This is a genomic window from Streptomyces sp. NPDC030820, from assembly GCF_055572075.1.
Map to the genome: position 1 here is coordinate 394,599 of NZ_JBVIEB010000003.1, position 25,882 is coordinate 420,480.

Consider the following 25,882-nt stretch of genomic DNA (forward strand, 5'->3'; position numbering starts at 1 on the left):
ACCCCCGGTCTCGTGACCGGCTGGAGGACCGCCTCGGCGCCTTCCCCTGCCTGTGTCGGCCGGCTCAGTTCTTGTTGCCCGCGCGCAGCCAGGCGATGTAGTCGGCGGCGGCTCGCTCGGTGTCGTACGCGGGCCGGTAGCCGGTGTCCGCCGTCAGCCGGGCGATGTCGAGCACGAGGTGCGGTGCCTCGCCTCCGGTGGGGAGGTCGATCCGGGCGTCGGGGACCGTCTTCCTGATCGCTGCGATGAGCTCGGCGTTGGTGGTGGCCCGGCCGGAGCCGACGTTGTACGTGCGGTGGTTGAGCTTGTCCGCGAGCTGGAGGAGAGCGATGGCCCGTCCGGTGTCCTTGACGTAGCTGAGGTCGATGCCGTCCTCGGCATGGGCCGGGCCCACGAGGTGGGAGAGGTCGAGGGCGGTGCCGTGGGCGGCGGCGTGGATGAGGGCGGGGGCGGCGAAGAACGGGTCGGGGTGGCCGAGAGGGCCCCAGGTGCCGGAGATCCGGTAGTCGACGATGTCGAGGCCGGTGGTGTCGGCGAGGAAGCCGTTCAGCAGCTCGCCGATCTTCTTGAAGGTGGGGATCGAGACGGGTGCGGTCATCGACAGCGGGGCGTCCTCGCGGAGCGGGCTGTCGTGTCCGGCGCCGAGGTAGACGCCGATGGTGCTGGCGACGCCCAGGCGTCCTACGCCCCATTCCTGCGCCGCCTGCGCGATGTTGAGCATTCCGCCGAGGGAGCGCCGGGTCGCCTCGACCGCCTCGGTGGGGGCGGGGAGCCAGGGGTAGGAGCCGGCGAGGTGGACGATGCCGGTGATGGTGTGGCGTCGGCCGATGGTGAGGAGCGCTTCGCGGTCGGTGATGTCCGCCTGTTCCACGGTGACGTGCGCAGGGTCGAGGAAGTCGGGAAGTTCGCGGGGGTGGCGCTGGACCACGACGCAGCCCTCGCCGAGGTCGAGCAGAGCGCGCACGGTGTGCGAGCCGATGAAGCCGAGACCTCCGGTGACCAGGATCATTGCTTGCCCTTTCGGAAACGTGTCGTGTGCGCTCAGGCCGAGTGGTGTTCCCCGGCCGAGGCAGTGATGAGCTAGTCGGCGACCCACCGGGCGACGCCCGCGGGACAGGGCGCCGGCGGCCCGAGAATGACGTGGCGGAAGCCGGCACCGGTCGCCCTGCCGATCGCGTTCCGGGTCGCCGCGGGGTTGCCGTAGGAGACCGGCAGCACGATGGCGCGCGTGACGGAGGCGGGGTCGTGGCCGATCTCGGCAGTGCGCTGCGCCGGACGGCGTCGTCGACGTCGCCGCCCGGGATGTTCCACAGGTCGGCGCGGGCGGCCGGAAGCGGTTGCTGGTGACGAGCGTGCCCAGGCGCGGGCGTCGGGTGTGCGCGGTGAGGGTGGCAAGCAGGGGCCAGCCCTCGCAGAAGCGGACAGGAAGGGGTTGCGTCATCTGACGTTGCGTCCTTTTCGATGCCGTGACGCTCATATGCGAAAGGAGCGGCGGCCGTGTCGGCGGGTGCTCCGGGGCCGCCCCGTGCGGGCGGCCCCCGTCCCCGGACAGCGCGGCGGCCTGGGTGGGGCTCGCCTACTTGCTCTGCAGCGTCCCCAGCGGGTCGGGGCCTTCCTCCAGCGCGGTGGCCGCCGCCTTCCAGTCGCCGTCCTCGCCGAGGAGGGCACTGCGCAGGAAGGCCGTTGTGAGGTGCTGGATCAGGGCGACGCGTGCGGGGTTCTCGTCGGTGGTCTCCACTACCTCGTAGCCGGGGATGCCGCCCAGCGAGTGCTCCGCGCCGAACAGGGTGAGCAGGCTCTTGGGGCCGGGGCTGTGGGTGTAGGGGTCGGTGAACCAGTCCGGTCCGCGCGTGGACAGGTGGGACTGGTCCTTGTCGCCGGCGACGACGAGGGCGGGGGCAGCCATGGTGGCGAAGGACGGCTTCATGAAGGGGAAGTGCTCGGCGGCGAACGGCGTCAGGTCGTCGCCGAGACCGGTCAGAGCGAGCAGCACGCCCGCCTTGACCCTCGGGTCGGACATGTCCTCGCCAGGTGTGCCGTCGGCGTCGAGGACGCGTGCGCCGAGCAGGGCGCTCGCGCTCTGGGCGCCCCAGGAGTGGCCGGCCACGGCGATACGGTCACGGTCCAGGCGCCCGGCGAGGCCCGGCACGGCCGCCTGGAGGGCGTCGAGGCCGTCGAGCACGCGGGTGAGGTCCTCGATGCGGTGGCGCCACATCCGGGGCGTGCGGGGGTCCTCGGCGGGGATACCGAGCGTGCGGGAGTCGAGGTGGGTGGGCTGGACGACCACAAAGCCCTCCGCGGCCCAATGGTCCGCGAGCGGGGCGTAGCCGTCCATCGACCGGCCATAGCCGTGGGAGAAGACGATCACGGGCAGGTCGCCGCCGGCCGCCGGGGCGGAGACGCGGACCTGGAGGTCCTCGCCCCGGCCCGGGGCGGACAGGACGACCGGCCTCGCGGATATCACCGTCACCGGCGCACCCGCGGACCTGTGCTCGTTCGGGACGCTCGATTCGGACATGGAGGTGCCTTCCGTTCAGTGCCTTCGCACTCTGGGGTTCGTGGGCCCGGCCGTCGGCGTCGCCGAAGGCCGGGCAGGATGGGGTGAGGAGTGCCTTCTCGTGTGGGCCGCACCGGCTCCGGGTGCGGCCGGTCGCTCGCTTCGTCCCGGGGTGGAGCGGGATGACGGCAGCGGGCAGCCGCCGGCCGTCCGGTCTGTCATCATGAATGAAACGGAACCTTGTTCCACTTACGATACGGAACACGGTTCCGTATTTCAAGGTCTGTCGACGGAAGGAGTGCCGCGGTGAACGACAGCGGCCAGACGGCGGGCAGTTCGGCCCGGTCCAAGCGCAAGGACGCGCGGCGCAACCAGCAGGCCCTGCTGGACGCGGCTGCCGCCGTCTTCGTCACGTCCGGCGTGGAGGCGCCGGTCCGCGACATCGCGACCGAGGCCGGCGTCGGGGTGGCCACGATCTACCGCCACTTCCCCACCCGGGCGGACCTCGTCATCGCCGTCTACCGCCACCAGGTCGAAGCCTGCGCCGAAGCCGGTCCGGCGCTGCTCGCGGCCGGCCCGACACCCCACGCCGCGCTCGCGCGGTGGGTCGACCTCTTCGTCGACTTCCTGGTCACCAAACACGGACTCGCCGCCGCGATGCAGGCCGACAGCCCCGGCTTCGAGACGCTGCACGCCTACTTCCTCGACCGCCTCCTGCCCGTGTGCACCGAACTCCTCGACGCCGCCGCCACGGCCGGCGAGATCCGCCCCGGCATCGACGCCTACCAGCTCATGCGCGGCATCGGAAACCTCTGCATCGGTGCCGAGGACGATCCCCGCTACGACGCGCGCCGACTCGTCACGCTCCTCGTCGCCGGACTCCGCGACCCGCGCTGACGCGACGTTCTCGGCCGGCGCCGTGATCAGCGCCGGCGGGCGGGGCCGGGACCGGTCCCGTCCGTCATCTCCCGCTCGATCCACCGGCAGATCACATCCACCACGTACACATGCTCGGCACGGGTCAGCACCCGTCCCTTGGGAATCCCGTGCCAGCGCTCCAGACAGCCCCGGCAGCAGGTGGCCGTCGCGTGCTGGGCGACGAAGACCGGGTGACCGCGATACGGCGTCTGCCTGCCGTCCTTGTACGGCTCGGCGGGCGCGAGCCGCTTGGCGATCAGGTCGTAGGCGTGCCACCGGATCGTCGCCGGGCCCCTGAGCTCGGCGGTCGCCCGGTCCCGGCCGCGCAGACGGAACCTGGCCCGGAACGGCTGCCGGGCGAGGGCGTCGAGGCGCTGGTCCAGGGAACGCGGGTCGGGCGAGGAGGTCATGCTGTGCCGAGCGTACGTCGTGGGGACGCGGCTCAGCCCAGGAGCAGGCGCTTCTGGTTCGCGAACTCCTCGTCGGTCAGGACTCCCTGGGCCTTCAGATCCGCCAGCTGCTTGAGCTGATCGATCTTCGCGGTCATGTCGTCGGCGGCTGCGGCCGACGGTGCGGCGGGAGCGGGCGGTGCCGCCTGTTGCGGCTGCTCGTACTGCGGCTGTGCGTACTGCTGCTCGTACTGTTGCTGCCGTTCGTAGTCCTGTTGCGCCCACCGGCCGGCCTGCCGTCGTGAGACACGGTTGGACACGGCGGTGGCGGTGCCGGCGACGACGGCCGTGCGGGCGACGCCGCGAAGCAGTCCGGGCATGTTCGGTCATCTCCCATGGGTCGATACGGCCGGATGCGGCACACTCCGGTTCAGGCGGCCGCGGAGCCGCCGGGCGGCACCGTCTCCTCCGTGGCGTCCAATGCCGCCAGCAAGGCCTGCACCGGAATGCGGCCGCTCGCGACGAGCTGTGCCCCGCTGCGCCTGAGCGCGCCGGCCAGGGGAGCGGCCCACAGGTTCTCGTAGATCAGCACCGCGGCCGAGTTGCCCGGCTCCAGCGCGTTGGCCGCCTCGTCGAGGTCGCTCTGGTCGAGCACGCGGGCCGAGGCTCCCTCGAAGACCGTCAGATCGGTCTCGTCGCCGACGTCCTGCAACTCCAGAGCGACGACCGAGCCGTCCGTCTCCTTCCGAACGAAGGCGAGGTCTATGATCCGGACGATCCCGCGGTCGACGAGATCGACCAGCAGCGGGAACGCCTCTCCCGTCATTCGGTTGCCGGGGAACTCGATGACCAGGTAGTCGACCGGCCCCATCTCTTCGACGCTGTCCATGACTTCTCCTCATGAGGCGCAGGGGAGTCGGTACCGCTCGCCCGCCCGTCGCCCCTCGTTGCCTTCCAGTCCACCATGCGGCGCGACGGCCCGCATATGTAGCGGGCGGCGGGCAGCGGCCCACCGGACGCCCCCGGGTGCCGCGGGACGCTCGGCCCTCCACCCTGGTCCCAGCGAGCCCTCCACCCTGGTCCCAGCGAAAGGAGCCATGTCATGCCGACCGTCGGGGTGTCGTCAGCGGGCGGGGGCCGGGCGTTCCCGCAGAGTTGCCCCACGGGACCCTGATGGCGACGGCACAGCGTGCTCAGCAGCTGACCGCCTGGGCGAAGTCGGTGCACCGGCGGGCGGAAAGCCGGTTCCCCGTGGTCACCCATCTCGCGGACCGCATCGTGTCCGTGAACATCTTCGACTCCGGTACGCGCCTGGCTGCACAGTGCTTCCTGACCGCGGTCCCCCTGCTGTTCGTCGTTGCGGCATACGCTCCGGAGGGGGTGCGCCACCAGCTGATCGCATCCGTGACAGCGCTCTTCGGGCTGACGGGCGCGGCGCGTGCCGAGCTGGAGCAGGCGCTCCAGCCCACCTCCGGCGACCTCAAGCAGACCACCGGCCTGGTGGGCGGACTGATGGTGCTGCTGTCGGCCACCGCCGTCAGCCGGGCGATGCAACGGCTGTGCAAGCGAGCCTGGGAGATCCCGCGCACCGGAACCCGGATCGCCCCCTGGCGGTGGCTGGCCTGGCTGGGCCTGTGGATCGGCGTCCTGGTGCTCCAGGGCCCTTTGCGTGACGGCTTCGGAGCCGGCGTCTGGCTCGGCATCCCCCTCACCTGGGTCAGCCAGGTGGGTCTGTGGTGGTGGACCCAGCATCTGCTGCTCGGCGGCCTGGTCGGCTGGAAGCCCCTGCTGCCGGGCGCCCTGATCACGGCGACCGTCCTCACCACGCTGGCGGTGACGGCGCGTGTGTACATGCCGCGGGCCCTCGACCGGGCCCTCGCCGACTACGGCCCCGTGGGATCCGTGTTCGTGCTTCTGTCCTGGCTGATCGTGGTGTGCGTCGCCGCGGCCGTCGCCGTCAGCGTGGGCGCCGTACTGGCGCAGGAGCCCTTCCTGGCGGGTCGCCTCGGCAGCCCGCCTCCGCGGCGCGACCGCGCGGCGCGGGGCTCGTGAAGCCTCGCCTGGGGGTGCGGTGTCGCCCGTCCGGTCCACCCGGCGCGCGCAGAGGCCACGAGGCTGAGGCAATGGGGGTGTTCAGGCAAACCACCGCACCGGAGGTCCCGTGACCAAGCCGCCCGACCCGCAGCCACCCGACCCGGACCCGCACCGGCCGGGGGACGCGCGGGGCCGGAAAGGGGCCGCGCACGGGCCGGAGGGCGCGCGGGGACAGGACGGGGCCCCACCGCACCGTCCGGAGGACGCGCAGGGGCCGGACCCGGCCGCGCACCGGCCGGACAGCGGCGCGGATCGGCCGGATCCGGGCGCGGACCGGCCGCAGCCGGACCCGCACCGGCCGGGGGACGCGCGGGGCCGGAAAGGGGTCACGCACGGGCCGGAGGATGCGCGGGGACGGGCCGGGGCCGCGCCGCACCGGCCGGAGGACCCGCACGGGCCGGGGGACGCACAGGGATGGGACGGGGCCGCGCCGCACCGGCCGGAGGACGCGCAGGGGCCGGACCCGGCCGCGCACCGGCCGGACAGCGGCTCGGACCCGCCGGGCGGGGAGGCGGACCGGCCGGGCCAGGACCCGCAGCGGCCCTACCCGGTGCCACCTCCGTCGGGCCCTGAAGAGCCGCCGGCGGGCCGCGCCGCGGGCTCCGCCGCCGGTCGCGTCGGGCGCAGCACCGCCTCGGCCGTGCTCATCGTGCTGACCTGCATCCTCGTACCGGTCGCGCTGCTCGCGACCTGGGTGCACGACATCGCGCTCGACACCGACCGCTATGTGTCCACGGTCGCGCCGCTCGCCACCGACCCCGCCGTCCAGGACGCGGCGGTCCACCGGATCACCGAGGCGGTGGGAGCCCATGTCGACGGCAAGCGGGTCGCCGGGGACATCGCCCACTGGCTGCAGTCCCAGGGCCTGCCGCCGCTCGCCGCCGACGCGGTCAGCCGGCTCGGACCGCAGATCGACTCCGCCGTCGACACGGCCGTGACCAGGATCGCCACCCGCGTCGTCCGCAGCGGCGCCTTCGCCACGGTGTGGCGCGAGGCCAACCGCGCCGCCCACAACGCCGTCGTACACGCCCTGACCGGCAAGGGACGTGGGGCGTTCGGGGTGAGCGACGGCACCGTCACCCTGGACGTGGGCACCGCCGTCGACCGGGTGAAGAACGAGCTCGTCGACGCCGGCCTGAAACCCGCCGCCAGGATCCCGCAGGTGAACAAGCAACTGGTGCTGTTCCACTCCGACCAGCTCGCCAAGTTCCGCAAGGGCGCCCGCCTCCTCGACATCGTCGGGAACTGGTTCCCGGTGCTCGTCGTCCTCTTCGGCGCCGCCGGGGTGCTCCTGGCCCGCCACCGGCGCCGGGCCCTGGCGCGCACCGCGCTGGGCGCCGCCTTCGCCTGCCTGGTGGTGGCCGTCGGCCTGGTCGTGGCCCGCGACTACTACCTCGACCACCTGCCGCCCCAGGTGCAGTCGAGGGCCGCGGCGGCCGCCGTCTTCGACACCCTGCTGCGCTTTCTGCGGGTCAGCCTGCGTACGGCCGTCGTCCTGGGCATCGTCATCGCCCTCGGCGCCTATCTCGTCGGTCCGGGCCGGCTGCCCGTGGCCGTCCGCGGCTACTCCGACCACACGGCGGACTCCGCGGCGCGCTGGGCGGCCGGCCATCACATCAGCGCCGGCCGCGTCGGCGCGTACGCGCTGGCCTACCGCCGGGCCGTCACGCTGCTCGCCCTGCTGATCGTCGCGCTCGTCTTCGCGCTCTGGAACCATCCGACGGTGCTCACCGTCCTGCTGCTGGTCCTCGTACTGCTCGCCGTCCTGGCGGTGCTCACGCTGCTGGCGGCCGCGGGCCGCGTCCAGCTCGACGCAGCGCGTGGCAAGCCAGGTCCGGCGGGGGACCGGCGCTGACCGCAGCACGCTCCGGTGACCGTGGTCCATCACACCACGGCGTGGACAGGCCGACCGGCCCTGCGCGATCTGCGGAAGGGCCGGAAAGCTGGGATCCTGATCGAGTGGAGCCCGCTCCGCAGGCCCGACGACAGGGCGGTGACCCTGTGACCACGCGGCAGAAGCAGACGAGGGGACCGGCCGTCACGCATGTCGATCCCCTGGGCGAGCCGTTTCTGCAGACCCGGTTCGCCCTGCCGGCCACGCCGGTCACGTTCCTGCGCCGCCCGCGGCTCGCCGAACGCCTCGACCAGGCCTTCGGGACTCCCCTGACGATGGTCAACGGCTCGGCCGGCGCGGGCAAGACCCTGCTGGTCGCGGACTGGGCCGCCCGGCTCGGACAACCCGTCGCCTGGTTCACCAACGAGGCGGGGAACCAGGGCTGCGGAGTCTTCTGGGCCTACGTGCTCCAGGCCCTGCGGGCCGCCGGGGTATCGCTCCCGGCCGACCTCGGCTGCCCCGGTGAGGCTCATCGCGTGGACCACAGGCTGCTGGCCCGTCTCGCCGACGAACTGAGCGGGCGGGAGCGGCCCGTCGTCCTCGTACTGGACGAGTTCGACCGGGTGACCTCCGCACGGACCGCGGAACAGCTGGAGTTCGTCCTGCACCACGCCGGGCAGGGGCTGCGCCTGGTCCTCGTCACCCGCACCGAGCCGCTGCTGCCGCTGCACCGCTACCGGGCGGCCGGGGCCATGACGGAGATCCGGGACGCCGAGCTGGCCTTCACCGTGGACGAGGCCGCTGCGCTCCTGGACCTGCACGGGCTGCGGCTTCCCGCGGCGGCCACCCGTGCCCTGGTGGAGCGCACCAGGGGCTGGGCCGCCGGGCTGCGCCTGTGCGCCCTGGCCGCCCGGCAGAGCCCGGACCCCGAGACGTATCTGAAGGACTTCGAGGCGGGCCGCAGCCCGATCGCCGACTTCCTGCTGGCAGAGGTGCTGAAACGGCAGCCGGCCCGTACCCAGGACCTCCTGCTGCGCGTCAGCGTCGTGGAGCGGTTCACCCCGGCACTGGTGGCGGAGCTGACCGGGCGCGGCGGCGCCGAACAGGCCCTCGCGGCACTGCACGGCCAGAACGCGTTCGTGGAGGACCTCGGGCACTCGTGGTACCGCCTGCACCCGCTGTTCGGCGAGATCCTCCGGGTCCATCTCAGGGTCCGCTCGCCCGGACTCGAGACCGAACTCCACCGGCGCGCCGCGCACTGGCTGCGCGACTCCGGCGCCCTGCCCGAGGCACTGGCGCACGGCGCCGCGGCCGGCGACTGGAACTTCACCGCGCAGGCCCTCGTCGACGACCTGGCGATCGGCCAGCTCTTCACCGGCCTGCGGGCGAGCGACCTCGTCGAGCTGTTCTCCCGTATGGGGCCCGAGGCGACGACCGCGGCGGCCGACCTCGTGCGCGCCGCGTGCGAACTGTCCGGGTACGACGTGGCCCGCGGCCTGGTCCATCTGCGCCGCGCCGAGGAGCGCCTCGCCGCGGAGACGGACCCCGCGGGCCGGCTGAGCTGTGTGCTGCTGCAGTCCCTGGCGGCCCGGCTGACCGGCTCGCCCGGCCTGGCCGAGCAGGCCGTGGCGACGGCCGGGAAACTGCGGGGCGAGGTCTCCGCCCGGCTGCTGGAGAAGCACCCCGAGTTCACCGCCCTGCTGCTGACCCACCTGGGCGCGGTCCGGCTGTGGGCCGGACGCTTCGACGATGCGCGCGCCGCCCTGTCCGAGGTGGCCGGATACCCCAGCGGTGTCTCCACGGCGCTGCCACGCGAGGACTCCCTCGCACAGCTGGCGCTGATCGACTACCTCAACGGCTGGCTGTGCGCGGCGGAGCGCAAGGCACGGGCGGCCCTGCGGGAAGCGGAGAAGTACGGCCTCGGCCGCCCCCGGTCCTGCGGCTCGGGCCTCGGCCGGCTGGTGCTGGCGGCCGTGGCCGTCGATCGCGGCGAACTGGACCAGGCCCGTGCCCTTCTGGACGAGGTGGCGGACTGGGAAACCCCGGGCGATCCGGTGACGGCCGCCTTCCGGTCCCTCGCCACGGCACGGCTGCTGCTGTCGCGGGGCGAGCCACGGGCCGCCGCGGCGGCGGCCGACCTCGGCGTACCGGCCCTGGTGACCTCCCCCTGGGCGGAGGCACAGACGGCGCTGGTCGCCTCCGCGGCCCATCTGGCCGAGGGCCGCCCGGACAGCGCCCTGAAGGTGCTCGACGACGTCTCCTGCGACGGTGAACCCGTGTGCGCGGCGGAGCTGGCCTGGGCCCGGTTCGCGGCGGGCGACCACGAAACGGCGATCGATCTGCTCGACCACATGCGGACACCGGGCCGCACCGGCCCGAGAGCGACCGTCCGGGCCGCGCTGGTGCGCGCCGAGGCCACTGAGGAGTCCGACGTCGCCACCGCGCGCACACTGCTCGCCCGGGCCCTGCGGGAGGCCCGGCGGGAACGGCTGCGGCGCCCCTTCCGCGAAGCCGGACCGCGGATCCGGAACCTGCTGGACACACCGCCGCTGCAGGGCCTGGCCGCGGGCTGGCTCACCCCGTGCGGCCCGGCCTCGCCCGGTGGTCCGGGAACGGCCGTGGCCCCCTCGGCCCCGGTCGTCGAGGAGCTGAGCGGGCGCGAACGCGAGGTCGTGGACCGGCTGGCCGACCTGATGTCCACGGAGGAGATCGCCGCCGACCTGTACGTCTCGGTCAACACGGTGAAGACCCACCTCAAGAGCGCCTACCGCAAACTCGGGGTGAACGGACGCGCCGAGGCGGTGCGCCGGGCCCGCGAGCACGGGCTGATCTGACCGCGGCCGGGCGTCTCGCCCGTGACGGGTGAGGCGCGCACCGGTACCGCCCGCTTCCCTGAGGGTGGCGGGAGCACGCGGCGAGGTGGTGGACACCATGGGACACTGGCGCACTCTGATGGTGCTCGGGACGGCTCAGTTCCTGATGGTCCTCGACACGTCCGTCATGAACGTCTCCATCAGCCGACTGGTGGAGGACTTCCACACCGAGGTCACCGCCATCCAGGCCGTCATCACGCTGTATGCGCTGGTCATGGCCGCGTTCATGATCATCGGGGGCAGGCTCGGCGACATCCACGGCCGCCGCCGGCTGTTCCTGCTGGGCCTGATCGTCTACGGCACCGGTTCGGCGCTCACCGCCCTGGCGCCCACCCTGTGGGTGCTCGCCCTCGGCTGGTCGGTGATCGAGGGACTCGGCGCCGCGATGGTGCTGCCCGCGATGGCGGCCCTGGTCGCCGAGGCCTACCGCGGCAAGGACAGGGCCGTCGCCTACGGCGTGATCGGCGGACTGGCGGGTGCGGGCATCGCGGTCGGCCCGCTGCTGGGCGGCTGGGTGACGACGTATCTGACCTGGCGGCTCGTTTTCGCGGGCGAGGTCGTGGTCGTCCTCGCCGTCCTGCTGTGCCACCGGGTGATCAAGGAGGCCGCGCGGACCGGACCGCCGCCCCGCCTTGACGTGGTCGGTGCGGGGCTCTCGGCAGGCGGACTGGGACTGGGCGTGCTCGGTGTGCTGCAGAGCAGCACCTGGGGCTGGGTGCACCCGCGCAACCCGCCCTTCACCGTGCTGGGCTTCTCGCCCACCCTCTTCGTCGTCGCCGCCGGGGTGGCCGTGCTGGCCCTGTTCGTGCGCTGGGACCGCAGACGGGAGGCCGCGGGCACCGACCCCCTGGTGCACCTGTCCCTGTTCGGCCGGCCGCCCCTGCGCTCCGGTCTGCTCACCCTGCTGAGCCAGAACCTGATCCTGCTCGGCCTGTTCTTCACCATCCCGCTGTACCTGCAGGTGGTGCAGGGATTCGACGCCTTCCAGACGGGGCTGCGGCTGCTGCCGGTGTCCGTCACGATGCTCGTCACCTCCCTCGGCGCCGCCCGCCTCGGCCGCACCATGGGGCCGCGCCGGGTCGTCCGGCTGGGCCTGCTGACGCTGGCCGTGGCCATCGCCTGGCTGCTCGCCGGCATCGAACCGAAGATCGACAACGCGCAGTTCGCCGGCGCCATGGCGGTGCTCGGCATCGGCATGGGGCTGCTCGCCTCCCAACTGGGCAACGTCGTCCAGTCCAGTGCCGGTGAGGCGGAGCGCAGCGAGGTCGGCGGCCTGCAGTTCACGGCGCAGAACCTGGGTTCGGCGCTGGGTACCGCGCTCATCGGGTCGATACTCATCGGTGCGCTGGCGCACGCGTTCACCGCCGGGGTGGAGAGCCATCCCCAGCTGTCGGCCGAGACCCGGCAGCAGACCGGTGTCCGTCTGGAGGCCGGGATCAGCTTCGTGCCCACCGACCAGGTGCGCTCGGCCGCCCAGCGCGCCGGACTGCCACCGTCCGAGGTCGACGCCCTCACCTCCTCGTACGCCTCGGCACAACTCGACGGTCTGAAGGCGGCGATCCTCGCCACCGGAGGCGTCACCCTCGCCAGCCTCCTCGTCACCCCGCACCTGCCGACCGCGCCGGCCCGCCGGCCGCAGTCGGCGGAGGGCGGCGCACCGGCCGGCGTGGCCGGCGCCGCGGAGTGAGCACGAAGGCCACGGCGATGTCTTCCACCGGCCGCACCGAGGCCCGGGAGCGCCGTGCCGAGCGCCGTGCCCACGCCGACTACACGGGTGCCGTCTACGGATCGATGCTCGCCGCGTCGGTGGTGATCGGCGCCGGCGCGCTGGGGGAGTTCCCCCGCGTGGAACTGGTCGTCCTGCTGCTGCTCACCGGCCTCGTCTTCTGGGTGGGGCACGTCCACGCCCAGCTGTTCGGCGCCCGTCTGGCCCAACGGGCACTGGACCGGCCGACCGTCCTGCGGGTGTGCCGGGAGGAATGGCCGATCGTCAAGGCGGCCGTCCCGCCCGCCCTCGCCGTCGCCGTCAGCCCGTTGCTCGGCCTGGACGTCGACGGCGCGGTCTGGCTGGCGGTCGCCGTCGCCGTGGCCGGCCAGGTGGGCTGGTCCGCGGCCGGCGCACGGCAGGCGGGCGCGTCCTGGCGCCTGGTGGCGGGCACCGCCGCGGTCAATCTGCTGCTCGGCCTGGCGATCACCACGTTCAAGATCGCTCTGACGCACTGAGGCCCGTCCCCGGATCACCTGTGCCGGGTGAGGCCCGGTGCAGCAGGGCGGAGCAGGATCGGGGACGAGACCGCAGCAGGCCCGCGGCGGGAGAACGGCCCATGCGCTACGAGATCCGCGTCGATGGACACATGTCGGAGACCCTGACCAAGGCCTTCCCTGAGCTGGATCATGTGACGATGTCCGGTCAGACGGTGCTGTTCGGTCCCGTCATCGACGAGGCGCACCTGTACGGGCTGCTGAACCGCTGCCAGTCGCTGGGCCTCCGGGTCGTGGAGATGCGGCAGCTGCCGGAGTGAGAGCCGCTCGCCGGCTGCCCGGGCGGCCGTCCCTCACCGATCGGCCGCCATGATCCGGCCCGAGCGCACCGCCTCACCCAGCGCCTCGAAGTCGCGCTCGGTGCGGTCCGCGTAGGCCTGCGCGAACCGGGTCAGCGCGCGGTCGAAGCGGTCGCCGCCGCCGAGGTAGGCGGCGATGGCGACGGGATCACCGGAGCGCGCATGGGCCCGCGCCAGGGCGGCCCCGCACACCTGGCCGGACAGGTTCAGCAGATCCGGGTCCCAGGTCTCCGGCCGGGGGCTGCCCTTCCAGTCCCACAACTGCCGTACGTAGAAGTCCCGGCCGCACCCGTCCAGGCCCACGACGTGCGTCCAGCCCAGGAAGATGTCACTGGCCGCCTGGAGGAGCCGCTGCCCGGCCACCACCCGGTGGCCCTGGTTGTCGTACTGCTCGCCGGCCGTGTACGCCGCGAGCACCGACTCCTGTGCCTCCTTGGCCTGCAACAGCAGCGGATCGTCGTCGTCCCGGCCGAGCAGCAGCAGGATCCAGCACCGGGTGCCGACACCGCCGACCCCCACCACCTTCCGCGCCATGTCCACCAGCCGGTAGTGCCGCAGCAGGTGCCGCCGGTCCGCGGGCAGGGTGCGCGCGTAGGACTCCAGCAGCGCCTGGAGCTCCTTGTCCTCCTCGCCGGGGGAGGTCGCGCCGCGCAGCTCCCGCAGTGGGGTGATCAGCGGGGGGTCCGCGGCGATCCGGCGGCCCTCGGGCGTGAGCCGGGTGAGCTTGGCGAAGGCCCGCAGATGCGTCCGGGAACGGGCGCGGGCGGCCGCCTCGGCCGTACGGCGTCTGCTCTTCTCGTCCGTCGAGGCGGCCAGCAGCCCGCGGATCCGGTCGGCGTCGTCCCGGGCGTACCAGATGTCCAGGGTGCGCATGCCGGCGAACTCCCGCATCCTCTCCCGGTAGGCCCGCACGCAGGTGCGCACCGCGTCGTCCTGCTCCTGCACCGTGAAGCCGTTGTTCCGCCCCGCGACGGCGACACTGGCCGCCAGCCGCTTGACGTCCCATTCGAACGGGCCCGGGAACGTCTCGTCGAAGTCGTTGATGTCGAACACCAGATGCCGCTCCGGCGAGGCCAGCAGCCCGAAGTTCAGCAGATGGGCGTCCCCGCACAACTGCACCTGGAGCCCGGTCCCGGGCAGCGGGCCCAGGTCCGCCGCCATGACCGCCGCCGCGCCACGGTAGAAACGGAAGGGGGATTCGAGCATGCGGCCGTAGCGGATCGGCACCAACTCCGGCACCCGATTGGCCGACTGACGCTCCAGGACGTCGACCACGTCAGGCCGGTCCGGCGCGGCCTCGAACACGCCGTGGCTCGAGCGCGGCGCACGTCTGCGCGCGCTCCTGCCCCGGGCCGCCCGGTCGGCCGGCGACGAAGCGACGGTGTCGGCACTCGGTGCGGTCATGGTCCGTCCTCCTGGTCCTGCGGCCTGCCTCCCGCCGCCGGTCCCGGCTCTCGCGGGGACGGGGGCACCCGGGCCGTGGGCCCGTGCGCCCAGCCCACCGCCCGGGCCGGGCGGAGGGATCACCCACGGCGGGTGATCCGGCGCACCGGCTGCCCCGGGAATGCTGTCCGCTCCAGGGCCGCGGGCCGCCCGCGGGCAGTCCGTCCGCGGCCTGTGCCGAGCATGCGAGGAGAAGCCATGACCGAACCGCGTGGACAGGAACCGCGGGCCGGGCTGTCGTATCGGCCCGGCGAGGCGGGCACCGGCCCCGCCCGGGCCATGACGGTGATCGCCCGTTCCTGGACCTGGATCCTGGCGTCGGCGATCGTGACGTTCGCAGCGGGCGTGCTGGTCTTCGTCTGGCCGGGCGAGACGCTGCACGTCCTCGCCGTCATCATCGGCCTCTACCTGCTGGTCGGCGGTGCGATCCGGTTCGTGACGGCGTTCGCTCGGGAGGACCACGGAGACCGGCTGCCCGGACTGCTGGTCGCGGTGCTGTACGTCCTGGCCGGCGTGCTCTGCCTGCGCCATCCGCTGCAGACCATCACCGCGCTGGCGCTGGTCGTCGGGCTCGTGTGGCTGGTGTCCGGCGTGCTCACCCTCTACACGGGGATCGCCGCCAGGGACCTGCCGCACCGGGGTGTCGTCCTGGGTGCCGCGCTGCTCGGCGTCGTGGCCGGGATCGCGGTGCTGGCGCTGCCCGCCGAGTCGGCGCGGGCGCTGACCCGGCTGCTCGGTCTGTGGCTCGTGCTGCTGGGCCTGGTCGAGCTGGCGGTCGCCTTCGCCTGGCGGGCCGCGGTGCGCAGGAGCGGGGCGCTGCCGGGCGCTCCCGGCCCCATGGACTGACCCGGGCGCACGATCACCCGCCTCGGGTGAGGACGTGCGGCTTGGGCCGTGTGCACGGTGGGAACGGCAGAGACGGGCCCGGCGAACCCTGTGAGCCGGTGCCCTGGATGGAGGAAAGACATGAGCGCGCAGAACTACCTCGCGTACGACTATCCGGTGCTGGGTGTCTTCTGGTCCATGCTGGTGTTCTTCCTGTGGATCATGTGGTTCGTCCTGCTGTTCCGGGTCATCGTCGACGTCTTCCGCGACGACGGCATGAGCGGCTGGGCCAAGGCCGGCTGGACGCTCTTCGTGGTCGTGGTGCCCTTCCTGGGCGTCCTGGTCTACCTGATCGCCCGCGGCAAGGGCATGGGGGAGCGGGAGGTGGCGCAGGCGCGCGCCCAGCAGGAGGCCTTCGACTCCTACGTCCGGCAGACCGCGCAGGGCGGGACCGGCACCAGCAGCGCCGACGAACTCGCCAAGCTCTCCGAGATGCGCTCCCGCGGTGACATCACCGACGACGAGTTCCGCAGGGCCAAGGAACTGGTCCTCAGCGACGCCGGCGCCGCCCGGCGCTCCCAGAACGTCCACACCTCCTCCGGGCGCTGAGCCGCGCCCACGAGAACGACACCAACGAATCGAGGCCCCCTATGACCACGACACCCCGCGGCCATGTCCACACCCGCACCGCCAAGCAGGCCTGGGCGGGTGGCCTGACCTCCTTCGCGGGCGTCATGCTGCTGCTCGCCGGGCTGCTCGGCGTGTTCCGGGGCATCATGGCGATCGCCCAGGACAACGTCTTCGTCACGACGCCGAACTACGTCTTCAAGTTCAACCTCACCAGCTGGGGCTGGATCCATCTGGTCCTGGGCGCGGTCGCCGTGATCGTCAGCTTCGGCCTGTTCACACCGTCGATGTGGGCACGCGTCGCCGGCGTGGGCATCGCCGGGCTGGTGATCATCGCCAACTTCCTGTCCCTGCCGTACTACCCGGTGTGGTCCGTGGTGATGATCGCGCTGTCCGGGTTCATCATCTGGGCCCTGTGCGTGGTCCAGGGCAGGGAATCCGCCGAGAGTCCGTAGCAGGGTCCTGACCCGCACGACCGGCACCGCATGGAGTGGCACCGGGTCGTGCGGGCCGGCCTGTGCGGGCCCGGCCTAGTCGCCCCGGCCGGGCCCCGGCGCCAGCTCCTCCCCGCTGCGCTGCTGCGGGATCACCACCGCACCCTGCTGCAGCGCCACCGTCCGGGTGGGCGCCGGGATGCTGATGCCCTCCGCGCGGTAGCGGCGGTGGAGGCGTTTGATGAACTCGTGCTTGATGCGGTACTGGTCGCTGAACTCGCCGACGCCGAGAATCACCGTGAAACCGATGCGGGAGTCGCCGAAGGTGTGGAAGCGGACGGCGGGCTCGTGTTCCGGTACGGCGCCCTCGACCTCGCGCATGGTCTGCGCGACCACCTCCGCCGTCACGCGCTCCACGTGCTCCAGGTCGGCGTCGTAGCCGACGCCGACCTGCACCAGCACCGTCAACCGCTGCTCGGGATGCGTGTAGTTGGTCATGTTGGCCTTGGCGAGCTGGCCGTTGGGGATGACCACCAGGTTGTTGGAGAGCTGGCGGACCGTCGTCTGACGCCAGTTGATGTCGACGACGTACCCCTCCTCGCCGCTGCCGAGCCGGATGTAGTCGCCCGGCTGGACCGTCTTGGAGGCCAGGATGTGGATGCCCGCGAAGAGGTTGGCGAGGGTGTCCTGCAGGGCGAGGGCGACCGCCAGACCGCCGACGCCCAGGGCGGTCAGCAGGGGCGCGATGGAGATGCCGAGGGTCTGCAGGACCACCAGGAAGCCGATGGCGAGGACCAGGACCCGGGTGATGTTGACGAAGATGGTCGCCGAGCCCGCCACGCCCGAGCGGGACTGGGTGACCGTGCGGACCAGGCCCGCGATCACCCGGGCCGCGGACAGCGTCACCACGAAGATCAGCCACACCTCCAGGGCCTGGTTGGTGTGGTGCTGCACGGTCCGCGTCAGCGGCAGCACGGCCGCGGCCGCCGCCGCACCGCTCGCGATCGCCGCCCACGGCACGACCGAGCGCAGCGCGTCCACGATGACGTCGTCGCCGCTCCAGCGGGTCCGCTTGGCGTGTTTGGCGAGCCAGCGCAGCAGCGTGCGGGACATGAAGGCGAGCAACAGGCCCGCCGCGAGGGAGATACCGGCGAGGACGAGGTCGTCCAGGGTCAGCGCGCGGTTCACCGGACACCTCCGGGGCACGCCTCTGCTGCGGGGTTGTGAAGTCTCGTCACGTTGTCACCTGCTCGATGTGCGGGATGTGCGATCGCGCCGGCCGGGGAAACCCCGTCGACCGGCGCGATCGCCCATCCTGCCGTATCCGGAACGGCAGTTCGCACCTGGACCGGAACTCTTCGCGCGGGTGGCTCAGACGATGCCCTCCGCGAGTTCGGCCTGGTCGCGGCCGGTGCCGTACGCGGCGGCGGTGGGCGTGCCGTACGAACGGCGGGCGACGTACCACCAGACGGTCGCGAGGACCAGGACGACGGCGAGTGCCACCGACGCGTAGTTCATCGTGTCGACGGTGACCGGCGAGGCCTGCGGCAGGCAGAACAGCACGGTCACACAGGCCACCCAGATCACCGCGATCCAGCCGATCGGCCGGCTCCAGCGTCCCAGATGCCACGGCCCCGGCCGGAAACGGTCGCCGGCGCGCAGCCGCAGCAGCACGGGGATGGCGTAGGCGGGGGTGATGCCGATGACGTTGATGGCGGTCACCGCGTTGTAGGCGGTCGTCGAGTACAGCGACGGCAAGGCGAGGACGCCGGCCACGACGACGGACAGCCAGACGGCGGCGACCGGGGTCTGGGTGCGGCCGCTCACCTTGCGCCACAGCTGCGAGCCGGGCAGCGCGCCGTCGCGGCTGAACGCGAACACCATCCGGCTGGCCGCGGCGACCTCGGCGTTGCCGCAGAACAGCTGGGCGACGATCACCACCAGGAGCAGCGCGCCGGCGCCGCCGCTGCCCAGGCCGTCGAGCAGGATCTGCGCGGGCGGCACACCCGTGGCGGTGTTGCGCGTGGCGTCGTAGTCCTGGATGGCGAAGGTCAGACCGGCGAGCAGCACGAAGCCGGCGATCCAGGACGCCCAGATGGACCGTACGATGCCGCGCGCGGCGGAGACCGAGGCCTGCGAGGTCTCCTCCGACAGGTGCGCGGAGGCGTCGTAGCCGGAGAACGTGTACTGCGCGAGCAGCAGGCCGATCGCCGCGACGTAGATCGGATTGTGCCAGCCGGTCTCGTTGACGAACTCGGTGAACACGAAGGACGCCGACTGGTGGTGGTCGGGGACGATCGCGAGCGCGCCCACGATGAGTGCGACACCCGCCAGATGCCACCACACGCTCACCGAGTTCAGCAGGCTGACCAGACGGACGCCGAACAGGTTCAGCACCGCGTGCAGCAGCAGGATGGCGCAGAAGATCAGCATCGTCCTGCCGGGCGTCGGCGTGAAGCCCCACTGCAGGTTGGCGAACGCGCCGGTGAACAGCGCGGCGCCGTAGTCGATGCCGGCGATCGCACCGAGCAGACCGAGCAGATTCAGCCAGCCCGTGTACCAGCCCCAGCGCCGGCCGCCGAGCCGGTCGGCCATGTAGTACAGCGCGCCGGAGGTCGGATAGGCGCTGGTGACCTCGGCGAGCGCGAGGCCGACGCACAGCACGAACAGACCGACGCCCGCCCAGCCCCACAGCATCACGGCGGGGCCGCCGGTGTTCAGGCCGAAGCCGTACAGGGTCATGCAGCCGGACAGGATCGAGATCACCGAGAAGCTGATCGCGAAGTTGCCGAAGCCGCCCATACGGCGGGCCAGCACCGGCCGGTAGCCGAGTTCGCGCAGCCGCTGCTCCTCGTCCTGCTGGGGCAGGCCCGGGGAGGGCACGGGATCGGGGGTGGGGGACATGCGGGGGACCTCCTGATCAAGGGGGTTAACAGGGGCCGTTCAGGTGCGGGAGCCGTCCGCGGCCGCCCGGCAGCGGTCCCGGGCCTGGACGAAGACCTCCACGGCACGGTCGCGGTCGGGTGTGCGGTACATCCAGGGCGGGGGCGTGAAGTACGGTCCGATGGCGTCGAACACCCTTGCCGCGTCGGGGAATTGCAGCGACGCCCACAGGGCGTGGGCGAGGTGGTTGAGGTCCGGCAGCGAGCGTTCGGCGTGGTGCGCGTGCTCGAACCAGGAGTGCAGGGCGCGCCGCGCCTCCCGGGCCGCGTCCTCCGCCACCCAGTGCAGGTCGAGCGCCGCGTCGTGTCCGCTGTCGCGCCGGTAGCGCTCGACGCGGACGTAGAGCGGCAGCAGATGCAGTGCCGAGCCGGGCGGGGCCTGCCCGGCGGCCCATCGGGCGTAGCCGGCGGCCTCCGCGATCCGGCCGGAGCCGCCGCGCGCGTACAGGAACTGCAGCATCCGGTGGTGGGCCTCGCGGTTGTACGGGTCGCGCTTGTGGGCCTCGGCCAGCAGCCCCCAGGGTCCCGGCGGCAGCATCGGCTCGGGCGCGGGCACCCGGTGCTCCTCCCAGCGCTGCTCCGGATCCAGCTGGGCCAGCGCCAGCAGGCACACCCAGGGCACCGGGTCCTGCGGGGCGATCCCGGTGGCGGACTGGGCGGCGTCCCAGGCCTCGATCCACAACTCGTGGGTCCGGCGGTGCCGTTCGCGCCGGGCGCGCAGGGTCCGTTCCACCCCGACCCGCGCCTGCATCACCGCGGCGTGGACACTGTCCGGCTCCTCAGTGAGCCAGGCCCGCAGCACGTCGGTGCCGGCGGCGGCCGCCGCGAGGACCTGGGTGCGCTGGGTCCACCGTCGGCCGGGCGGGGTGTCCGCGAGCAGCGTGCGCATGGCCATCCAGCGGCCGGTGCGCAGATCCTGGAGGGCGGCACGCAGGGCGTGGTCGGGGCCGGCGGGGTCGTAGGAGGGACGCGGTCCTTCTCTGGCCATCAGCCGTCTGCCCCGGGCCACTGGCGCGCGGGCGAGCTGGCGGGGTGGCGTGGCAACAGCCCTCCTGTGGGCGGCGATCGAGGGGTGGGGCGCTGGTCGGCGGTCACTATAGAGGCGCGGGTTCCGCCTTGCCATTGTTGTCAACTCAACTATCCACACAGGCCAGTTGGGAACCGGAGAGTGCTTGACGCCGTCTCGCCGCGGCGGCAGGCTGGCGTGGTGATCTTCGGCGCACAGTGGGGTAAGGCGCGATGACCGGTCCGGTGCTCGCCGTCGACCAGGGCACGTCCGGCACCAAGGCCCTGGTGGTCTGTCCGGAACGCGGCGTCCTGGGGTCCGCCTTCGCCGAGGTCCGCCCCCGGTATCTGCCCGGCGGACTGGTCGAGGTGGACCCGGCCGAGCTGTACGACTCCGTGGTCGACGCCGGCCGGCAGGCGCTCGCCGAGGCCGGCGCGGACGTCGTGGCGCTGGGCCTGGCCAACCAGGGCGAGACCGTCCTCGCCTGGGACCCGGCCGACGGCCGCCCGCTCACCGACGCCCTGGTGTGGCAGGACCGGCGCGCCGAGACCGTGTGCACCGAACTCGCCGAACACGGAGAGGAGTTGCGCCGGCTGACGGGGCTGCCCCTCGACCCGTACTTCGCCGCGCCCAAAATGGCCTGGATCCGCCGCCACCTCACCCGCGAGGGCGTCGTCACCACCTCCGACGCCTGGCTGGTCCACCGCCTCACCGGCGCCTTCGCCACCGACGCCGCCACCGCCGGCCGTACCCAGCTCCTCGATCTGGACCGCGCGCAGTGGTCGCCGAGGGCGCTGGAGATGTACGGCCTTACGGACGAACGGCTCCCGCAGCCGGCCGACAACGCCCAACACATCGGCACCACCAAGGCGTTCGGCCGCGAGATCCCGCTCACCGGACTGATCGTCGACCAGCAGGCCGCCCTGCTCGCCCAGCGCGTCACCGCACCCGGCGCCGCCAAGTGCACCTACGGCACCGGCGCGTTCCTGCTCGCGCACACCGGCGACCGGCCCCGGCGCGGCACCTCCGGCCTGGTCAGCTGCGTGGCCTGGCGGCTCGCCGGAACCACCGCCTACTGTCTGGACGGCCAGGTCTACACCGCGGCCTCCGCCGTCCGCTGGCTCTGCGACCTCGGGGTCATCTCCTCCGCCGCCGACCTCGACCCCGTCGGCGGCGCCGTCCCCGACAGCGGCGGCGTCACCTTCGTCCCCGCCCTCGCCGGCCTCGCCGCCCCCTGGTGGCGCGGCGACCTTCGCGGCTCGCTCACCGGACTCGGCCTCGACACCGGCCCCGGCCACCTGGTGCGCGCCCTGTGCGAGGGCATCGCCGCCCAGGTCGCCGAACTCGCCGACGCGGCCGCCGCCGACCTCGGTTGCCCGCTGGACACGCTCCGCGTCGACGGCGGCCTGACCCGCTCGACCCTGCTCATGCAGACCCAGGCCGACCTGCTGCAGCGCCCCGTCGAGGTCTCGGCGCTGCCCGACGCGACCGCACTCGGCGCGGCCGCCCTCGCCCGCCTCGGCGCGGACCGTACCCTGGGCGTCGCACAGGCCCTGCCCGACTGGAAGCCCGCCGCCGTGTACGAACCCCGCATCACCGCCGACCAGGCCGCCGAACGCCGCGCCGGATTCCGCGCCGCCGTAGCGGCCCTGCTCGGCTCATGACCGTCACCGCGGACGGCCCGCTGCCCACCCGGACGTACGACGTCGCGATCGTCGGCGCCGGGGTCGTCGGCTGCGCCATCGCCCGGGAACTCGCCCGCCACCCCCGTCTGAGCGTGGCCCTGGTCGAGGCCCAGGACGACGTCGGGCAGGGCACCTCCAAGGCCAACACCGCGATCCTGCACACCGGCTTCGACGCGGCCCCCGGAACCCTGGAGGCCCGGCTGGTCCGCGAGGGCCACGAGCGGCTCGGCGCCTACGCGGCCGAGGCCGGCATCCCCGTCGAACGCGTCGGTGCCCTGCTGGTCGCCTGGGACGAGGAGCAGCTCGCCGCCCTGCCCCGGCTGGCCGCGAAGGCCGAGCGCAACGGCTACCACGACACGCGCCGAGTGGACCCCGAGGAGCTGTACGCCCGCGAGCCCCACCTCGGCCCCGGAGCGCTCGGCGCCCTGCACGTGCCCGGCGAGAGCATCATCTGCCCTTGGACGACGACCCTGGCGTACGCCACCCAGGCCGTCCGCGCCGGAGTGGATCTGCATCTGAACACTGCTGTGCAGGACCTGATCCGGGACGCGGGGCATCTGCTGACCACCTCCCGCGGCACCCTGCGCGCCCGCTACCTGGTGAACGCCGCCGGACTGCACGCCGACACCCTCGACCGGCTGCTCGGCCACGAGGACTTCACCGTCACCCCGCGCCGCGGCCAGCTCCTGGTGTACGACAAGTTCGCCCGCCCGCTCGTCCGGCACATCCTGCTGCCCGTCCCGACCGCGCTCGGCAAGGGCGTCCTGGTCGCGCCGACCGTCCACGGCAACGTGCTGCTCGGCCCCACCGCCGAGGACCTGGACGACAAGCGGGCCACCGGCTCCACCGCCGACGGCCTGGACGGGTTGCGGGCCAAGGGCCGCCGTATCCTGCCCGCCCTCCTGGACGAGGAGGTCACCGCCGTCTACGCAGGGCTGCGCGCGGCCACCGGACGGGAGGACTACCGCATCGCCGCCCACCCCGAGCAGGCGTACGTCACCGTCGGCGGCATCCGCTCCACCGGACTGACCGCGTCCCTGGCCATCGCCGCCCATGTCACCGGCCTGCTGGCCGACACCGGACTCGACCTCGGCCCGGTGCGCGAACCGGAGCCGGTGACCATGCCCAACCTCGGCGAGGCCGGTCCACGCCCCTACCAGCGCCCCGAACTCATCGCCGCCGACCCCGAGTACGGCACCCTCGTCTGCCACTGCGAGCGCGTCTCCCGCGGCGAGATCCGGGACGCCCTCGCGAGTACGATCCCGCCCCGCACCCTGGAGGGCCTGCGCCGCCGCACCCGCGCCCGGGCGGGCCGGTGCCAGGGGTTCTACTGCGGGGCGGCGGTGCGCGAGCTGTTCGAACGGGGCGTTTCCGAGGGCGCGTCGGGGGCACGGGGGCCGGCGGGCGGGGAGGCGGTGCGGGGGGAGCGGTCTGGTGGGGAGGCGGTGCGGGAGCTGTTCGAACGGGGCGTTTCCCAGGGCGAGTCGGTGACACGGGAGCCGGGTGGTGGGGAGGCGGTGCAGGGAGAGTGGTCCGGTGGGGCGCGGGCGCGACCCGGGTCGCGCGCCGGGGAACCGGTGCGGAGCCGGAAGCTGTTCGGAAGGGGGCGGCCGTGACCTGCGTACGCCATGTCGACGTCCTCGTCGTCGGCGCCGGCCCCGCCGGACTCGCGGCCGCCGCACGGCTGGCCGCCGCCGGTGCCGGGCGGGTGGAGGTGCTGGAGCGGGAGGCCGAGGCGGGCGGAGTTCCGCGGCACTGCGCACACGGCGGCTTCGGCACGTGGACGCGTCCGCTGACCGGCCCCGCCTACGCCCGCCTGCTGACGCAGGCCGCCGAGCGGGCGGGCGCGGCGATCCGGACCGGGGTGACGGTCCTGGACTGGGCGGGCGCGGCCCCCGACGACCCCGCCGGCGGTTCGGTGTCCGGTGCCGCCGGATCCCGTGCCGGTACGGTGGTCAGCGCCGCCGGATCGCGCGCCGGTACGGTGCTCACGGCCGTCGTTCCTGGAGGGCCCGAGACCATCGAGGCGCGGGCGGTCGTGTTGGCCACGGGTGCCCGGGAACGCCCGCGTACCGCCCGGCTGGTGCCCGGGACCCGACCCGCCGGTGTCTACACCACCGGTGAACTCCAGCAGGCGGTCCATCTGTTCGGGCAGCAGATCGGCACCCGCGCGGTCGTGGTGGGCGCCGAGGAGGTCTCGTACGCGGCGGCCGCCACCGTGCGCGCGGCCGGCGCCGAGGTCGTCGCGCTGGTCACGGAACACCCGCGGGCCCAGACCGGCCGGGCTCGCGCCGGCTCGGCCCGGCTCTACGACCGCATTCCGCTGCTGACGCACACCACGGTCACCGAACTCCTCGGCCACGGCCACCTGTCCGGGGTCCGCGTGCGCCGTCGCGACGGCCGTAGTGCCGTACTGGCCTGCGACACCGTCGTGTTCACCGGAGACTTCGTCCCCGACCACGAACTCGCCCGCCGCGGGGCCCTCGCCCTGGACCCCGGCACCCGAGGCCCCGCCGTCGACGGCGCGCTGCACACCTCGCGTCCCGGCGTCTTCGCCGCCGGGAACGTCCTGCACGCCGTCGAGCGCGCCGGCACGGCGGCCGACGAGGGCGCCCGGGTGGCCGGTGCCGTCCTGGACTTCCTGGCGGGCGCCCCCTGGCCGGACCGGGGAGTCCCGCTCGCCGCCGAGGCTCCGCTGCGCTGGATCGCCCCCAACCGCATCACCCCGGCCGCCCCGCCCGCCCGTTACCTCCTGCGCACCAGCGCCCCGCTGACCCGCCCCGTCCTCCAGGTCCACCAGGACGGCCGCCTCCTGCACCGGGAGCGGCCGGGCCTGCGGACCGTGCTGCCGAACCGCACCTTGACCCTCACCGCACGCTGGACGACCCGGGTCGACCCGGAGGCCGGCGAGACCGTGGTGAGCGTGGGCTGAGCGGGCCGACCGCCCCTGTCATGCGCGGCCCCTCACAGATCCGTGAACGAGCCGTGCCGTCCAGCGCCCGACGCGAACCGGGCGGCGCCTTCCGCGCTCTCGGCCAGGACGGCCATACCGTGCCGGATCTCCCTGTGCAGCGCCGTGTCCTCGTCCAGCCCCTCCTGGTCCAGGACCGACGCGCGGTCGCTGCGCAGACAGGCCTGCGGAAAGCGGGCGATGTCCGCGGCCAGCGCCTCTGCCTCGGCGCGGGCGCGTCCCGTCGGCACCACTCGGCTCACGAGCCCCATCTCGCAGGCCTCGCGGGCCGGTACGGGGCGGCCGGTGAGGATCATGTCCATGGCCCGGCCGGTGCCGATCAGCCGGGGCAGCCGTACCGTGCCGCCGTCGATCAGCGGCACGCCCCAGCGGCGGCAGAACACCCCGAACACGGCGTCCTCCTCCGCGACCCGCAGATCGCACCACAGGGCGAGTTCGAGACCGCCGGCGACCGCGTGCCCGGCCACCGCCGCGATCACCGGCTTCGACAGCCGCATCCGGGTCGGCCCCATCGGGCCGTCACCGTCCTCGGCCACGCGGTTGCCGCGTCCGGTACCGATCGCCTTCAGGTCCGCCCCCGCGCAGAACGTGCCGCCCTCACCCCACAGCACCGCGACCCGGGCTCGGTCGTCCGCCTCGAACTCACGGAAGGCCTCGGCGAGTTCGGCCGCCGTGGGACCGTCCACCGCGTTGCGGGCCCGAGGCCGGGAGAGGACGACCGTGGTGACGTACTCCGTGCGCTCCACGCGGACCGGCATGGGAAGCCCTCCTTGTTCTGGTCGG

The 25,882-nt window shown here is 73.5% G+C and carries 22 protein-coding genes and 1 pseudogene; 13 read left to right on the top strand and 10 right to left on the bottom strand.

Annotated features, from left to right (window positions below):
• Positions 1 to 64: 64 nt before the first annotated feature.
• Both ACZ418_RS10230 and ACZ418_RS10235 read right to left on the bottom strand, forming a co-directional pair.
• Complete coding sequence (locus ACZ418_RS10230; RefSeq protein ID WP_468359883.1) at positions 65 to 1,009, bottom strand: NAD-dependent epimerase/dehydratase family protein; 945 nt, start codon at positions 1,007 to 1,009, stop codon at positions 65 to 67.
• Positions 1,010 to 1,576: 567 nt separating this feature from the next.
• A complete protein-coding gene (locus ACZ418_RS10235; RefSeq protein WP_468359886.1) occupies positions 1,577 to 2,518 on the bottom strand; it encodes an alpha/beta hydrolase family protein in 942 nt (313 codons plus the stop codon).
• Between the two features lie 285 nt (positions 2,519 to 2,803).
• Here ACZ418_RS10235 and ACZ418_RS10240 point away from each other — a divergent pair, with 285 nt between their 5' ends.
• Positions 2,804 to 3,394, top strand: coding sequence for a TetR/AcrR family transcriptional regulator (locus ACZ418_RS10240; RefSeq protein WP_468359888.1), 591 nt, complete (start codon positions 2,804 to 2,806; stop codon positions 3,392 to 3,394).
• Between the two features lie 26 nt (positions 3,395 to 3,420).
• On the opposite strand, the gene ACZ418_RS10245 is transcribed toward ACZ418_RS10240, so the two are convergent.
• From ACZ418_RS10245 to ACZ418_RS10255, 3 genes are read right to left on the bottom strand one after another with little or no spacing between them, the layout of a single operon-like run.
• Positions 3,421 to 3,825: a DUF4186 domain-containing protein gene (locus ACZ418_RS10245; protein WP_468359892.1), complete on the bottom strand. Its 405-nt coding sequence runs from the start codon at positions 3,823 to 3,825 to the stop codon at positions 3,421 to 3,423.
• Positions 3,826 to 3,857: 32 nt separating this feature from the next.
• Positions 3,858 to 4,184 carry an SHOCT domain-containing protein gene (locus ACZ418_RS10250; RefSeq protein WP_468359895.1) on the bottom strand — a complete coding sequence of 109 codons (327 nt, stop codon included), beginning with the start codon at positions 4,182 to 4,184 and terminating at the stop codon, positions 3,858 to 3,860.
• A gap of 50 nt (positions 4,185 to 4,234) precedes the next feature.
• Positions 4,235 to 4,693, bottom strand: coding sequence for a DUF6325 family protein (locus ACZ418_RS10255; RefSeq protein WP_468359898.1), 459 nt, complete (start codon positions 4,691 to 4,693; stop codon positions 4,235 to 4,237).
• Positions 4,694 to 4,977: 284 nt separating this feature from the next.
• Here ACZ418_RS10255 and ACZ418_RS10260 point away from each other — a divergent pair, with 284 nt between their 5' ends.
• The 6 genes from ACZ418_RS10260 (at position 4,978) to ACZ418_RS10285 (ending at position 13,127) form a co-directional block, all read left to right on the top strand.
• Positions 4,978 to 5,856, top strand: a complete 879-nt coding sequence (locus tag ACZ418_RS10260) for a YhjD/YihY/BrkB family envelope integrity protein (RefSeq protein ID WP_468359901.1) — start codon at positions 4,978 to 4,980, stop codon at positions 5,854 to 5,856.
• Between the two features lie 109 nt (positions 5,857 to 5,965).
• Positions 5,966 to 7,753: a hypothetical protein gene (locus ACZ418_RS10265; RefSeq protein WP_468359903.1), complete on the top strand. Its 1,788-nt coding sequence runs from the start codon at positions 5,966 to 5,968 to the stop codon at positions 7,751 to 7,753.
• Between the two features lie 146 nt (positions 7,754 to 7,899).
• Positions 7,900 to 10,566: a winged helix-turn-helix domain-containing protein gene (locus ACZ418_RS10270; protein WP_468359906.1), complete on the top strand. Its 2,667-nt coding sequence runs from the start codon at positions 7,900 to 7,902 to the stop codon at positions 10,564 to 10,566.
• A gap of 97 nt (positions 10,567 to 10,663) precedes the next feature.
• Positions 10,664 to 12,292: an MFS transporter gene (locus ACZ418_RS10275; RefSeq protein ID WP_468359909.1), complete on the top strand. Its 1,629-nt coding sequence runs from the start codon at positions 10,664 to 10,666 to the stop codon at positions 12,290 to 12,292.
• Between the two features lie 17 nt (positions 12,293 to 12,309).
• Positions 12,310 to 12,828, top strand: coding sequence for a hypothetical protein (locus ACZ418_RS10280; protein WP_468359912.1), 519 nt, complete (start codon positions 12,310 to 12,312; stop codon positions 12,826 to 12,828).
• Positions 12,829 to 12,929: 101 nt separating this feature from the next.
• Entirely contained in the window at positions 12,930 to 13,127 is a 198-nt protein-coding gene (locus ACZ418_RS10285) for a hypothetical protein (protein WP_388626712.1), read from the top strand.
• 33 nt (positions 13,128 to 13,160) lie between these two features.
• Here ACZ418_RS10285 and ACZ418_RS10290 read toward each other — a convergent pair whose 3' ends face one another.
• A complete protein-coding gene (locus ACZ418_RS10290) occupies positions 13,161 to 14,570 on the bottom strand; it encodes a DUF2252 domain-containing protein (protein WP_468359915.1) in 1,410 nt (469 codons plus the stop codon).
• Positions 14,571 to 14,807: 237 nt separating this feature from the next.
• Between ACZ418_RS10290 and ACZ418_RS10295 the strand changes: the two genes are divergently transcribed.
• The 3 genes from ACZ418_RS10295 to ACZ418_RS10305 all read left to right on the top strand — a co-directional run bounded on the left by ACZ418_RS10295 (position 14,808) and on the right by ACZ418_RS10305 (position 16,516).
• Positions 14,808 to 15,455, top strand: coding sequence for an HdeD family acid-resistance protein (locus ACZ418_RS10295; RefSeq protein WP_468359918.1), 648 nt, complete (start codon positions 14,808 to 14,810; stop codon positions 15,453 to 15,455).
• A gap of 120 nt (positions 15,456 to 15,575) precedes the next feature.
• Positions 15,576 to 16,043 carry an SHOCT domain-containing protein gene (locus tag ACZ418_RS10300; RefSeq protein WP_468359921.1) on the top strand — a complete coding sequence of 156 codons (468 nt, stop codon included), beginning with the start codon at positions 15,576 to 15,578 and terminating at the stop codon, positions 16,041 to 16,043.
• A 41-nt stretch (positions 16,044 to 16,084) separates the two neighbouring features.
• A complete protein-coding gene (locus ACZ418_RS10305) occupies positions 16,085 to 16,516 on the top strand; it encodes a DUF7144 family membrane protein (protein WP_468359924.1) in 432 nt (143 codons plus the stop codon).
• A 75-nt stretch (positions 16,517 to 16,591) separates the two neighbouring features.
• On the opposite strand, the gene ACZ418_RS10310 is transcribed toward ACZ418_RS10305, so the two are convergent.
• The 3 genes from ACZ418_RS10310 to ACZ418_RS10320 all read right to left on the bottom strand — a co-directional run bounded on the left by ACZ418_RS10310 (position 16,592) and on the right by ACZ418_RS10320 (position 20,425).
• A complete protein-coding gene (locus ACZ418_RS10310) occupies positions 16,592 to 17,683 on the bottom strand; it encodes a mechanosensitive ion channel family protein (RefSeq protein ID WP_468359927.1) in 1,092 nt (363 codons plus the stop codon).
• Between the two features lie 183 nt (positions 17,684 to 17,866).
• Positions 17,867 to 19,399, bottom strand: a complete 1,533-nt coding sequence (locus tag ACZ418_RS10315) for an amino acid permease (RefSeq protein WP_468359930.1) — start codon at positions 19,397 to 19,399, stop codon at positions 17,867 to 17,869.
• 39 nt (positions 19,400 to 19,438) lie between these two features.
• Positions 19,439 to 20,425, bottom strand: a complete 987-nt coding sequence (locus ACZ418_RS10320) for a hypothetical protein (protein WP_468359933.1) — start codon at positions 20,423 to 20,425, stop codon at positions 19,439 to 19,441.
• 251 nt (positions 20,426 to 20,676) lie between these two features.
• On the opposite strand from ACZ418_RS10320, the gene ACZ418_RS10325 reads away from it, so the two are divergent.
• From ACZ418_RS10325 to ACZ418_RS10335, 3 genes and pseudogenes are all read left to right on the top strand, one after another.
• Positions 20,677 to 22,107, top strand: coding sequence for an FGGY family carbohydrate kinase (locus ACZ418_RS10325; protein WP_468359936.1), 1,431 nt, complete (start codon positions 20,677 to 20,679; stop codon positions 22,105 to 22,107).
• Positions 22,104 to 23,489, top strand: a pseudogene (locus ACZ418_RS10330) (FAD-dependent oxidoreductase); the annotation flags it as partial. The gene ACZ418_RS10325 and the pseudogene ACZ418_RS10330, both read left to right, overlap by 4 nt.
• Positions 23,490 to 23,740: 251 nt before the next feature.
• Positions 23,741 to 25,060 carry an NAD(P)/FAD-dependent oxidoreductase gene (locus ACZ418_RS10335; protein ID WP_468359939.1) on the top strand — a complete coding sequence of 440 codons (1,320 nt, stop codon included), beginning with the start codon at positions 23,741 to 23,743 and terminating at the stop codon, positions 25,058 to 25,060.
• Positions 25,061 to 25,092: 32 nt separating this feature from the next.
• Here ACZ418_RS10335 and ACZ418_RS10340 read toward each other — a convergent pair whose 3' ends face one another.
• A complete protein-coding gene (locus ACZ418_RS10340) occupies positions 25,093 to 25,857 on the bottom strand; it encodes a crotonase/enoyl-CoA hydratase family protein (RefSeq protein ID WP_468359942.1) in 765 nt (254 codons plus the stop codon).
• Positions 25,858 to 25,882 lie beyond the last annotated feature (25 nt).